The sequence below is a fragment of the Anaerocolumna sp. AGMB13020 genome (assembly GCF_033100115.1).
GTDB lineage: Bacteria > Bacillota > Clostridia > Lachnospirales > Lachnospiraceae > Anaerocolumna.
The window spans coordinates 1,614,521-1,628,225 of record NZ_CP136910.1 but is presented as its reverse complement, the minus strand read 5'-3'; the positions used below and the strand labels follow the sequence as shown (position 1 = coordinate 1,628,225).

Below are 13,705 nucleotides of genomic sequence, written 5' to 3'. Positions count from 1 at the left end.
TTTTTTTGTGATGACGAAACATATAGGATTTAATTTACATTCAATAAATTAAGATTTAAGCGTATGTGATTATTTCATATTATTATTAGCGTCGCTTTTTTTATGAAACAGTTTGGGTCTGCCTTGTTTTACCACCAGATGTTGGTAGAAGTTTTCGCAGTTTTCATATCTTTCGGAGGTAATCCAGCTTGCAGGTGCTTTCGTGTTGTAATCTATTAAATCTAAGTATAAATTTGTGCTGCCAATATACATATAGGTATCCTCCTTTATTCATTTGCCTGACTTTGTATTAATCTTTACTCTATGTATATTATATATAGAAATTGACTTTTTGTATATAATCTGCTAGTCTGAATATAAGGAGCAATATTTGTATCCACAGCACAAATTATAATGTCATCTAAATGAAAGAATAAGCATAATATCAAGGAATACTGACCTAGGGGGTAATACATAAATGGCAGTCCGTTTCTGGGAAATGTATGAAGAAACCAGGGAGCAATTTAAACTAAATATAGTCGCCGGCAAAGCTGGTATGGATACGGTCGTAAGCTGGGTACATATGCTGGAGGATGAGACCATAGTATCCAGATTTCACGGGGAAGAGCTGGCAATTACGACAGGGATGAAAGCTGACCAGCCAGACTGGCTTTTAAAGGTCGTCAGGGAAATGTCCCAGGAGGATTGTGCAGGAATCATCATAAATACAGGAATGTATTTGGAGCGTATCCCGGAAGAGGTTATTGAATGGTGTAACGAACACAATTTTCCTATACTTGAAATGCCCTGGGAAATATCCATAACAGAGCTGATTCAGGATTACTGTATGCGAATAATTGATCAGAAACAATTTGAGAAGAAAATAAGCAATGCTTTCAGAGAAGTTATTCAAGGACGTTTTAAGGAAGCGGATGTCAGGCAGGTGTTAGGAGAGCGGTATGATATTGAAGGCACCTTTCAGGCCTTTTGCATATACGTAAAGAAGACAATGGAGGATGAACTAAGCTATAATCAGGCGGTAATAAAACTGGAGAATCTGTTCGGCCTATGGAAGGGCAATGATAAAATCAATGCTTCTTACGGACTTATAAGAATGGAGGATTTTCTTGTTCTGATTCTTAATAACAGGAAGGAAAAATACTACACGGAACTGCCGGAACTGATTTTGCAGAGCTTTGCAGCATTCTCCAGAGAAAAGCGCTTCTATCTTGGCATAGGACCCAGGGTGATTCAGCTTGAGAATCTTCCTACCAGTTATAAGAGAGCCAGAACAGCAATGAAGATGTCTTTGGGAACCGGACGGGAGATGGTTGACTTTGAAGAAATGGGATTTTTTAAGTTGCTCTTTTCCATTGAAGATACCGACATTCTGGTAAGTTATGCATATGAGATCCTGGGACCCCTGGAAGAATATGATCTTTCCCATGGTTCAGCTTATGTGGATACCTTAAGAAGCTACATCAAAAATGACAGAAGCCTTATAAGGGTGGCGGAGGATACTTTCACCCATAGAAACACGGTTAATTATCGTATACAGAACATCAAGCGAATCCTTAAGTGTGAGCTTAAGGACAGCGAGGAATTGTTTCCTTACCAGGTTGCTTTCTATATTAGAGATATGTCGAAATAAGATAAAGAAGAAGCTCCTTTGCTTCCAAGAAAAAACTTGTGAAGGGAAAGGAGCTTTATCAATGTTATAATCAAAAGCTATATATTATCAGCTATAAATTCTTTGATGAGATCTAAAAGTTCATTGCTCCAGAAAGAACCTTCATGGGGAGCACCTTCCACACAGACAAGTGAAACCTCTGCACCAGCATCAGATAGCCGGTGATACATAAGTTCACTCTGGGAATAATCCACCAGTGTATCGGCATTGCCATGAAGGAGGAAGAAAGGAGGATATGACTGCCCTTCTTTTATATGGTTCGCCGGATTAATTTCCATAAGCTTCGCAAGATTCTCCGGTGTATCCTCACCACGCAAACCTTCAAAGATCTTCTTCATACCTTCCTCCAGATTTGAGAGGTTATTAAGGGCAAAGGTTAGGTCAGTTGGTCCAAAGCAATCCACTACCAATTTCACAGAATCTGAATATTCACCGTATTCTTTTGTCTTATAACGTGAAGCATCACCTGTAAGTCCTGTTAATAATGCAGTATTACCGCCGGAGGAAGTACCCCAGATACCAACTCTGTCAGGGTCAATCTGATATTGAGATGCATGTTTTCGTAAGAAACGGATTCCTGTTTTGACATCTTCCAGAAATGCCGGGAAGGGGTGTCCCTCCAGGCTGTTTCTGTGTGTTAAAGTGGCAACTACATAACCCTCTCTGGCAAATTGAGCCAACTGAGGAAGCTGATAATAAACGTCGGGGTGAGTCCAGGCGCTGCCTTGCACAAATACGATTAAGGGATAGGCTGTTTGTATCGAAGATACATCTGATTTCCAGGGAGTCAGTATCTGCATTTTTAAATCCACTCCCTGAGCAGTAGAATATATTACCTCCGGAATCATAACAGCCATACCTTTTAGTTCCGGATTGCATTTGATGGTCTTTACCTCTTTGTAAGCCATATGGTTTCCTCCTAGAGCTTTATTTTTTGTCCTTCATGTTTCTTGTGAGATATATAGGATTTTATCATATTTTTCCAAACATAACAAGGAATATGCTTAAGGCCAATCTTTTTGTAATTCATAGTTCCAATCAATGGAATATGGGCTGTCTGTCTGCTTCACTAACTCCTGGTATATCTGATAACGGGCAAAACTTTCAGAGGTTTCATCAGACATATCATCACCACTCCAGTATTGATATCCATATAGATAGCTGTCAGCCATCTCATCCCAGGAACCATAGGCTTTCTGTAAGCTTTTTGCAATAGCAAGGCTTTTATCCATGGCTTCCTCATAAGTATAATAACCGGCAAGGTAATACCAGGCAGAAAGCTGCATGGCTCTGGATAAATCCCAGGCGAGGATTGCGTTGTCACTGTAATTAGCCACAGCATCGTAGAGTCCCAGGTAATAAGCTCTGTCATTATCAGTATAAGAACTAACCGACAATACTTCTATCAGCTCTTCCCTAGTGTATTCTGACAAGCTGTTTTCCTTATATTCTTCCAGCAACTCGGCATTGTGCCCACCCTCTTCCAATAGCCAGTTTAAGGTGTCATCTGCTGTGGTTTTGTCTGTAACCTCCCAGGATTCCTTCAATCCGCTTTTGATCATTTGAACCTCTAGGAGATTTTTGGTTCCGTAACCTCCGATGAGATTTATGTCACCGCCATTTCGGGTTGTAATTATTGCATAGGCAGCATTGAACCAACGCAATGTATCGGATAGAGTTTCTTTTGTAATCGTAACCTCTGCAGGAGCTTCTGTTTTGGAATCCGTTCCAGTGCCGTTACTGCAGCCAGTTAATAACAATGCGAACAGCAATAATAGTGCTGTTAAACTTCTCTTCATTTCACTTACCATCCTTATATATCAATTTTCAAGAATTAATGTTACCAAAATATCCCTGCTATATAAAGTGGGAAATAAGTATGGGTATAACGACAAAACGAAACAAAAATCTACAAGTGTATAATGTGCACAAATAAAATAACAATGAAACCGGTTGCATTATATTAAATGGTATGATAATATTTAAATACTGGATAAATAATCCATAATAATATACTAATTGCACAAAATATTTTTATCCAGTAATAGAGAGAGAAAGGATAAGTTATGGGAAAGCAAAAACGTTTACACAGGATGATGGCTGTACTATTAATGCTCGCACTGATAATACAACCACTGCCTGTAAGTGCAAATGAGGCAGCTGCCTTAATCGGCACAGAAGAGAAAGGGCAAATTCAATCAGAAGTAAATATGGATGAGGCTGCAGGTGAGGGGAACACCGTATTAAATGTAGTCAGCGGATCCAGTATAACAAAAGTCACACCAGGTACTAAAGAGCTGGCAGCCAATGATTATGTGCTGTATTTTGTGAATTGCGGTGCAGGTAATGTCAGTTCAGTGGCCAGCGGAGACCATATGGGGCTTTATCAATCCGTTACGGATAAGGTCTATGGTTCGGATACAACGGGTTATAGTTGGGGACGACTCCCTAATACGCCGAACTCCAATGCGGTTGCAGGTGGAACGGCTGCCAGTCTGAACAAGGAAGATACATACTATTACACAGGGGCAATCACCTATGTAGCCGGAGTCAGTGGATTCTATTATGACTTTGAATTGCCTGACGGTTATTATGAAGTAACAGTGGGTTTTAAAAATCCCTGGTCCTGGAGGCCTGTTGATATTGTATTGGAGGGAACGACCTATACCAGTGCTTTGAGTCTTGATCAGAATAAAGTTGTCGAGAGTAAAAATGAACTGAGAGTTTCAGATGGACAGCTTAATGTGTTTGTACATAATCCATCAAGAACAGACAGCTATAAGGACCCGCTAATGAATTATATCATCATAAAAGCAGTGCCGGATTATGATACGGCTGTGTTAAGTGCTAAAATAGAAGACATCCGGAGCAAAATAAATACTGCCGCTGCCGCAGGAACAATCTATGCAACAGAAGCATTAAGCACAGAGCTGTATCTGGATGGCGGTGGCAAAAAAGATACCTTGGGAGATATGGAAAGAATAATTGCTGAAGCTGAAGCAATGATAGCTTCTGGTACTGCTTCCGGCTTAGAGATTCGTGAGAAGTGTAATGAATTGGATGCCCAGTATGCCGCCCTTAGGACTATCGAGCGTTATTCCAGCTTCTCTGGAACAAGTGGCAGTGTATGGAAGGATATCAACGGAATTCCTATTCAGGCCCATGGCGGGCAGGTACAAAAGATAGGAGAAAAGTGGTGGTGGTACGGAGAAGACAAGACAAAGGGATACCGAAGTAACGGTATCAGTGCTTATTCTTCAGAGGATCTTTATAATTGGAGGTTTGAAGGGTATGTCATGCGATCAGTCACAACCAGAGAGCAATTAGATAACGACCCCTATTTTACTGCATTATATGGTAATCTGACCTCGGAAGAAAAGGATAACGTATATCTTTGTATCAATAACTCCACCTCGGTTATTGAAAGACCGAAAATGATTTATAACGAAAAGACCGGGAAATATGTATTGTGGTTCCACGCAGACGGTCCAACAGTGGAAAGCCCCGGTGCCAATTATGCGGCGGCAGCTGCAGGGGTAGCAGTCAGTGATTCACCCTCCGGTCCCTTCCGGTTTATAGACAGGTACCGTCTGAATGTATGCCCGGAGGATCAGCTGACCGGTGCCTGGTATGAAAGCAGTAAGGGGTTTGCCAGGGATATGAATCTGTTTATCGATGATGACGGTACAGCGTATATCATTTATTCCAGTGAAGAGAACAGAACCATGTTCATCTCAAAGCTGAATGAAGACTATACTAACCTTGCCACACCGGTTGAAAAAGCTGTCTATGGAGTTGATTTCGTAAGACTCTTTCCGGGAGCCCAAAGAGAAGCACCGGCAGTATTTAAGTACGCAGGGAAGTATTATATGATTAATTCAGGAGCAACAGGCTGGGCACCCAATCAGGCACAGTACTGGGTGGCGGATTCCATCCTTGGTACCTGGACCAACGCCGGTGACCCCTGTGTAGGAGATACCAAATATACCACCTTTGATTCTCAGAGTACCAATGTAATACCTTATGATCCACAAAAAGGCCTCTATATCTATATGGGGGACCGCTGGTATGACAGTAATCTGGGGGATTCCAGGTATATCTGGCTGCCAGTTGAGCTAACCGCTAACAAGGAATTGCAGCTGAAGGCTTACACAGACTGGACTCTTGCGGATCTTGCGGAACTTGCTCCGGTACAGGTGAATACAGAGTTAAAGGACCTCTATAACAGTATCAGTGAACTGCCCTCTGAGGTAAGTATAACTGTTTATAGTAATGGCAGCGCAGAAACGAAAGATGTGACCGTCAACTGGGAGATTCAGAACCTGCTGCCAGCGGTAAAGACGAAAATTACAGGTACCTTGGCAGGTTATAACCAGACAATTGCAGCAAATGTCCTGGTGATACCGGATACCTTAAAGTATTATATTGATTCCGGCGCAACTGCAGGCTCCGATCTCTATGATATGATAAAAGAGAAAGTTACACTTATAAATGAGACCTGGGATAAGGCATATGGGCAAGGCAGCTGGGGTTATTCCAGTATCCTTGAAGGAGAAGGTATAACAAATGCAGACATTGGTTATAAAAATAATACCAGCCGCGATGCTTTTGAAAGCGGTTTCTGGGCAAAGACTGATAAAAGCATTCAATATATCCTTCCTCTAAAGGCAGGCAGTTACCAGCTGCTGGCAGGTTTTCAGGAATGGTGGGGAACTACAAGAAACATAGGTTTATCGGTTTCCTATGCACAGAATAATCAGGTAATAACAAAGACACTTGGCAGTTTTACCAACAATGGCAAAAAGACCGTCAGTTATTTCTTTGATTTGCCGGTGGATGCTGATGTGACCATTAAGGTATACGAATATACGGCAGGACCGGATGTAATCTTAAGCTGGCTGGCAGTAAATGAAGCTTCAAGCGGAGAGGTATTGGCAGAAAAAACGCTGGCACTCACAGAATTTACTGCTTATACAACAGAAGCCCTTGAAAGAAAAGCAAATTATACAACAGAAGAAACAGCAGCTCTGCACACGGCAATATCGGAAGGCAAAGCCCTTATTGAAGCTGCCACCACCATTGAAATGGTCAGGTCCGCACTTCAGACAGCAAAGGATAATTTTGATAAGGTGTATGAGAATGCAGGAGATATTATAGCTATACCCTTGTTAAAGTATGATTTTAACGAAAGCCTGTCAGGCACTGTGATAGAAGATAAGAGCGGTTCCGGCCATAAAGGTAAGCTTTACGGGAAAGCAACCTATGTAACAGACCCGGTAAAAGGGCAGGTATTATATCTGGACGGAACCACCGGAACCTATGGTGAAATACCAAAAGGATTACTGGACAATAAGAATCAACTGACTCTGGTAATGGATGTGAAGTCAAGCCTTACCTCTGGTAATTTCTTTACTTTTGGAATCGGTAAAAGCGATCAGAAATATTTCTTTCTTCGTGCCAGAGGAAGTGAACTCTATGGTGCTATAACCAAGGCTACCTGGGGCGGTGAGCAGAAAATAAGCGGCAGTATGACCACAGGTGAATGGTCCAAAGTCGTTATGGTGCTTGAGGATAATTCTATGACGATGTATATTAACGGACTCCTCGTAAAACAGGTAACCGGTCTGACAACAAAGATATCAGATTTTGGTACAGAGGTAATGACCTATCTGGGCAAGTCCTTTTACAGTGGTGATGGTTATTTCAAAGGATATTTCGATAATATTGAGATATACGATAAAGCCTATACCGCAAAGGAAATGGAGAATATTCTTGGGACAGAATTAATAACGGTTCTTCCCACAGTAACAAAGCTGGGGGAAGAACTGTCGCTTCCGGCTGCGGTTAAGGTGAAATCCCAGGGTAAGGTGTTGGATTGTGAAGTACTTTGGGATACACTTCCGGAAGGTGCGCTGGATACCATTGGTGATACCTATAAAGTAACAGGAAAGGTTACAGGAGTAAATCTGACGGTTTCTACTACCCTTACCGTAATCTCCAGAAAACTGATGTACTACATAGAAGGTAACAGAACCTCATCAGAGGTATTTAATATACTGAAAGAAAATTCACCCCTTTTGGTCAATGCTGTACCGGATCAGAAGTATGACAGCTCCTGGGGATATTCCAGTAATTCCGCAACAGAGATGAAGGGGAGAGTAACCCAGAGCACCGACCGCTATGAAAATGGCTGGTATTCTGAAAATCATAAGGATATTGTGTACCAGATGCAGTTGGAAGAAGGAACCTATAAACTTACGGCAGGCTTTAAAGAGTGGTGGAATCAGTCACGCCATATGAATATAACCATCGAATACACCGATGAAAAAGGAACTCCCGTAACCACTAAAATTGCAGAGAATTTTGGCTGGAGCCAGGTGAACGGAAATGTTCCTGACAGTGACAAGACGAAAAATGCGGAAGGAAATTTTACCTTGCCGGCAGATACAAAGATTACTTTAAGGGTGTCGAGATACGAAAGTTCTCAAGACCCGGTCTTAAGCTGGTTTGCCATAGAACAGCTTTCTACCAGTAAGATCAAAGCGGCTACCATCGTAAATGGTGAGAGCCTGAAAGACCTGGATGGAAATACCTTGCAGGCCCATGGAGGAAGTTTTCTTTACGAAGATGGTACCTATTACTGGTTTGGAGAAAACAAAGCCCATAACGGAGCCACTTTTAACGGTGTCAGTGTATATTCCTCAAAGGACCTTATGCACTGGACTTATGAAAAGGATATTTTGAAACCGGATTCAGCGGCTGAGTTAGCAAGCTGCAAAGTTGAACGCCCTAAGGTTATCTATAATGAGAAAACGAAAAAATATATACTATGGGGACATTGGGAAGAAGCCGGCAATTATAATCTTGGTCATGTCGTGGTGGCAGTCAGTGATACCATAACCGGAGATTATGAATATCTCGGCCATTTCGACCCGGGTAACCAGTCCAGAGATTTTACCGTATTTGTGGATGAGGATAAAACAGCATATCTGATTTCCTCAGCCAACAGCAATGCGGACCTGGATATTTATAGACTAAACGATTCTTACACCAACGTGGAGAAGAAGCTTTATACCCTCTTTGCCGGTAAACGCCGTGAAGCTCCGGCTATTGTAAAGAAGGATGGGTATTATTATATGCTGACCTCTGGTCAGTCCGGCTGGCAGCCCAATCAAGGCTATTATACCAGTACACAGGATATAACCCAGGCAGAGGGCTGGTCTGAATTGATTAAATTCGGCAATACTTCAACTTTCTACTCTCAGCCTGCCAATATACTTACCGTAAACGGAACAAATACTGCCACCTATGTCTATGTTGGTGACCGCTGGAATCAGAATGCTCTTGGTGATTCCAGATATGTGTGGCTTCCCCTGGAGCTTGAAGCAGGTAAACTTTCCATGGATTATACGAGAGAGTGGAAGCTAAATGCTCAGACCGGAGAGGTTACCAATGCAAAGAAAATAAATCTGTCAGCAGGAAAGGAAACGGCAGGCAGCAATGAAGCAGAAGGCTATAGCTCTGCATTGGCTGTGGACGGTGATTATGATACTTATTTTGACACCGGTAAAGACAGTGTGCCCTATTGGTGGAGAGTGGATCTTGGTAGACAGTATAAGCTCAGTGATATTGATATCAGCTGGAGGTCCTGGAATGGTTCAGAGGTTTGCTACAAATATATCGTGGAAGGAAGCAATGACAGCAGTAATTATACGACAATCATAGACGCTACCGGTAATACTACGACCTCCTTTACTGCTCACTCCCTGTCAGGTACCTACCGCTACATAAGAATTACCGTATCAGGACAGATAAATGTAAATAATAATAACTCAGCTACCTGGTATCGTGGAATTCATGAGGTAAATATCTATGGCGAAGGAACAGAAAATGTCTCAAATCCCTTTGGTATTACTGCTACACCCTTTAAACTAAGCAGCTCCAATAAGGTTAATAATGTAAACCTTGCCTGGTCCCAAAAGGAAAATGCTCTAAGCTATTATGTATACGGCAAGGAGAGTGAAACAGGGGAATACAGTCTGGCTTATCACGGTGCCGGTACTTCCGTAAAACTCTACGGGCTTGCTATTGGCAAGAACTATTATTATAAGGTTCAAGCCTGGAACAATGGTGTTCTTCTTGCAGAAAGCAGTGAAGTAAAGGCACAGACTACAACGGTTTCCGAAGGACTTCTGGAATACAGCAATTCTGTCAGTGGTGCCATGACCACTTTAAGTACCCTAAAGGCAGGAGACACCTATTACAGATATGACTACGTCAGTGATGAAAGCGGTTTCTCAAAGCTTGAGGAGTATACCTCCAAGGATTCGCTTAACTGGACTTACGTAAAAACCGTAATGGACAGAAACAGCCATCCAGATCTTGCCTCCTGTAAGTTGGAGGCTATGAATATTCGTTATGACAGCATTCACAATAAGAATATCCTCTGGGCCCATTGGGAATTAAAAGAAGGTTACGGTTCCGGAAAAGCTCTGGTCGCCTCAGCCACACCGGGTGAGCGTTTTACCGTACATGAGATCTATAATCCGGAAGGAATTGCTGTAAGGGATATGAATTTCTACATAGATGACAATGAAGCCAGAACCGGATACCTGGTAACAGCCGGTAATGCAGCTGGTGAAGGTGCCAACGCGACGATGTATATCTTTCAGATGAATGATACCTATACAGGAATTGAACGTATTGTCACAAAAGTATTTGAGAACCAGTACCGGGAGGCACCGAGTCTTGTGAAGAAAGATGGGTACTACTATCTCTTTACCTCACAGGCCGCTGGCTGGTATCCCAGCAAGGGAGCTTATGCCAGTGCCCTTTCCTTACAGGGACCCTGGAGTGAGTTGCGAAGCATTGGAAACAGTTCTAATTATTCCTCACAGTCCGGCGGTGTAATTTCTATTGAAGGGGCGGCAGGAAAGAATTATTTTATGCTTGCACCAAGATGGGTACGAGAAGAAGGTACTGCGGCTGCGGTGTGCCTGCCTGTTGCCTTTGCAAACGGAATTGCTACCTATGATTACTATGATAAAGTGCTCTATAATCCCTTTACCGGAAGTATCATACCGGAAGATAAAGGGGTATTGTTATCAGAAAACAAACCGGCTGTTGCATCTGTTACTGCAAATGGGACCAAAACAGCAGTAAAAGCCAACGATGGGAATTATGATACGGCTTATGCAGCGGCAAAATCTCAGTGGCCCTTCTGGTGGCAGGTGGATCTGGGAAGCACCTACAGATTGTCAGGGCTACAGGTATCCTGGTTTATGTATAAAGGTTCGGAGGGGTACTATCAATATAAAGTTGAGATCAGTGAGGATGGCGAGAATTGGACTGAGATATTGGATAAGTCAGATAACAAGACTTATGGTTTTACTGCTGATACCCTTACCGGAAAGGGACGTTATGTAAGACTTTCCGTAACCAATGCGGTACTGCATAATAATCCGAATAATTGGTATACACCGACTTTGTACGAAGTTAAGGTCTTTGGAAGCAGCAAGACTACCACAGAAGAACAAGAAGAAAATCAAAGGCTGGCAAAGGAAGCGGCAGAGGCCATCAATCTGGGGGAAGTTACGGGCATTACAAAGAATCTGACACTTCCCGCCAGTGGTTTGCATGGAGCCCAGATCCAGTGGAAATCCAGTAATGCAGATATTCTTGCGGATAATGGTACCATTATTCGTCCAAAAGCAGGAGACGGCAATGCAAGGGTTAAATTAACTGCTTCTGTCAGTGTGGCCGGTGAAACAGCCCAACGTCAGTGGGATATTGTCATTTTAGCGGAAGGTGCAGAAGTAAGTCCGACCATTGTACCAACCACGAGCCCAACAGATACCCCAACGGCTGAACCAACCGCAACACCTACAAGTACGCCAACCCCAGAGCCAACCTCTACACCTGCTGCAACTCCCACCCCTGTAGGAGCTCCGGAGAATAACACTCCGCCATATCTGCTCCTGGATACAAAAGTAAAAAATAAGACAGCAGAGGTTGCGTTAACAGTTTCTTCAGAGAAATTACAGGAGGAATTAAAAGCCTCCAGTAAAGAAAAACCGTATTTATTAAAAATAACACTGCCGGAGAAGGAGCTTGGTGCTCAGTTAGAGAGCAATAAGACAAAGCTGGTAGAGGTATCAATCCTTCTTCCCCAGGCCATAACAGCAGACTCCAGAATCAAATTGGAGGATATTATTATGGATAAGAAGCTTTTGGAGATGGCAAAAGAAAATCAGAAAGGCTTGTCACTGACAGTAAAGGATGAAAAGGGAGGTGTCGTTTACCAGTGGAAGTTTGAGGCAGCTTCTCTTAAGAATTCCAAACAGGCTGTGACAGCTGTAAATACCTCGCTGGAAGTGGTACCTGCAAATACCGTAAAAGGTGTCGACAAACTATTATCAAAAGACACAAAAAATAAACAGGCGGTAGCAGTCGTATTCAAACATAGTGGTGTATTGCCTGCGCAGGCTGCGGTAAGGGTATATGTGGCAGATCAAAAGGGAATCAAAGCTGGTGATATGGTCTACGTATATCATTACAACGAAACGAAGGGTATATTAGATTCTTTAAAAACAGGCAGCTATAAGGTAGATAAGAACGGTTACATTACCATGAATATCTTAAGCTGCTCCGATTACATCCTGATGCCTCAAAAAGCAAGCAATAACATAACCAATTCATTAAGTGGCCAGATTTCCGTACCGGAGAAGTTAAGTATCAGCAGAGGAAAAAATCTGAAATTGGAAGTAACCTTACCGGTAACCCTGGAGAAGACCAATGAAATAACAGATAAGACCTCCGCAAATGCAATTGGAGCGGTAACCATAAAATATTCTTCTCAAGACGAGACCATAGCACTGGTTAATGAAAAATCGGGGCAGGTAACCGGAAAGAAAAAAGGAAGTACTTTGATTCTTGTAAAGATAAGGTTGTATTCAGGAGAAACGAAAACTTTAAAAGTTAAAGTACAGGTCAAATAAAATAGATAAGAATAGGAAATATTTAAGAGTATACACGTACAAAAGATAATAGACTAACGATTGAAGTAGCACTTAAGCCTGTCGGTGAAAGCTGTTAGAATATAGGGTGTGTCTGAAAACTCATTGTACCGTTCTAAATGCTCCACATTGCGGTAATTTGCGTTGCAATTTTAGGAACGTAACACCATTACGTTTCCAAAATCAAGCCTTGTTGTTTTTCGCAAATTGCCTCCCCAAAGTGGAATCTAAAGTCCGGCACAAGCGGTCAACAGATACACCCTAGCAGGTTTAGGTGTTTATGATCATTGGAAAGGAAATCCCCAGGGGGTGGGCATTGAACAAATAACATTTAAGAAAACGCTTGAACGATAGCCAGGAATATAAATTGTGAAAAATTTAATTGACATACATATTATTCGGTGATATATTTGTATGTACAAACAAATGAGGTGATAATTTTGAAAGGTACGATAAATAACGATAGTTGTAATTGCAAATTAGATAGCTGCCTGTTTTTTTCCACCACAAAGCTTGCCAGGGAATTCAGTAAGATAGCAGAGGAGGCATTTGGTAAGACTGGGCTTTCCACAAGCCATGCACTGATACTCTATATGGTAAATCTGGAAGGAGAACTCCATCAGAAGGAAATTGGTGAGAAGCTGCACCTGACTCCGTCTACCATAACACGTTTTATAGAAAAGCTGGTAAGAAAGAAGCTGGTTGCTAAAAGAACAGAAGGCAAAAATGTATTTATCTGTTCCACAGAAGAAGGTTTGCTGCTGCAAGACGAAATTATCCGCTCATGGAACAGGCTGCATGATGCTTACAAGAATATTCTGACGGAAGAGGAAGTTCTGCAATTTATAACCATCAGCAGTAAGTTAATTGAAAAACTACAGAATCAAGAGAACTAATCGGAGGTATGTAGTAAGAGTGAAAGTAAATAATAAATTGAAAGGATGCCACATGGAGAATCTTTCACTCTTTTTTATTGGTGGCAGTATCGCAGGCAGGTCTGCGATAGGAAATGGGCATAAAC

The 13,705-nt window shown here is 42.1% G+C and carries 6 protein-coding genes; 3 read left to right on the top strand and 3 right to left on the bottom strand.

Features of this window, described 5'->3' with window-relative positions; all coding sequences use genetic code 11:
- Window positions 1-69 precede the first annotated feature (69 nt).
- Complete coding sequence (locus R2R35_RS06410; RefSeq protein WP_033165127.1) at window positions 70-252, bottom strand: hypothetical protein; 183 nt, start codon at window positions 250-252, stop codon at window positions 70-72.
- A gap of 205 nt (window positions 253-457) precedes the next feature.
- Between R2R35_RS06410 and R2R35_RS06405 the strand changes: the two genes are divergently transcribed.
- Window positions 458-1,630 (top strand): PucR family transcriptional regulator, encoded by a 1,173-nt coding sequence (locus R2R35_RS06405; protein WP_317733680.1) that lies wholly within the window; start codon window positions 458-460, stop codon window positions 1,628-1,630.
- Between the two features lie 77 nt (window positions 1,631-1,707).
- Here R2R35_RS06405 and R2R35_RS06400 read toward each other — a convergent pair whose 3' ends face one another.
- Window positions 1,708-2,577 (bottom strand): alpha/beta hydrolase, encoded by an 870-nt coding sequence (locus R2R35_RS06400; protein WP_317733679.1) that lies wholly within the window; start codon window positions 2,575-2,577, stop codon window positions 1,708-1,710.
- A 96-nt stretch (window positions 2,578-2,673) separates the two neighbouring features.
- Complete coding sequence (locus tag R2R35_RS06395; RefSeq protein WP_317733678.1) at window positions 2,674-3,468, bottom strand: DUF1266 domain-containing protein; 795 nt, start codon at window positions 3,466-3,468, stop codon at window positions 2,674-2,676.
- A 267-nt stretch (window positions 3,469-3,735) separates the two neighbouring features.
- Here R2R35_RS06395 and R2R35_RS06390 point away from each other — a divergent pair, with 267 nt between their 5' ends.
- Complete coding sequence (locus R2R35_RS06390; protein ID WP_317733677.1) at window positions 3,736-12,666, top strand: family 43 glycosylhydrolase; 8,931 nt, start codon at window positions 3,736-3,738, stop codon at window positions 12,664-12,666.
- A gap of 458 nt (window positions 12,667-13,124) precedes the next feature.
- Window positions 13,125-13,580: a MarR family winged helix-turn-helix transcriptional regulator gene (locus R2R35_RS06385; protein ID WP_317733676.1), complete on the top strand. Its 456-nt coding sequence runs from the start codon at window positions 13,125-13,127 to the stop codon at window positions 13,578-13,580.
- Window positions 13,581-13,705 lie beyond the last annotated feature (125 nt).

Bases quoted from the DNA above. Each gene is read 5' to 3' on its own strand.
- R2R35_RS06410 (WP_033165127.1), bottom strand. From the start codon at position 252: ATGTATATTGGCAGCACAAATTTATACTTAGATTTAATAGATTACAAC.
- R2R35_RS06405 (WP_317733680.1), top strand. From the start codon at position 458: ATGGCAGTCCGTTTCTGGGAAATGTATGAAGAAACCAGGGAGCAATTT.
- R2R35_RS06400 (WP_317733679.1), bottom strand. From the start codon at position 2,577: ATGGCTTACAAAGAGGTAAAGACCATCAAATGCAATCCGGAACTAAAA.
- R2R35_RS06395 (WP_317733678.1), bottom strand. From the start codon at position 3,468: ATGAAGAGAAGTTTAACAGCACTATTATTGCTGTTCGCATTGTTATTA.
- R2R35_RS06390 (WP_317733677.1), top strand. From the start codon at position 3,736: ATGGGAAAGCAAAAACGTTTACACAGGATGATGGCTGTACTATTAATG.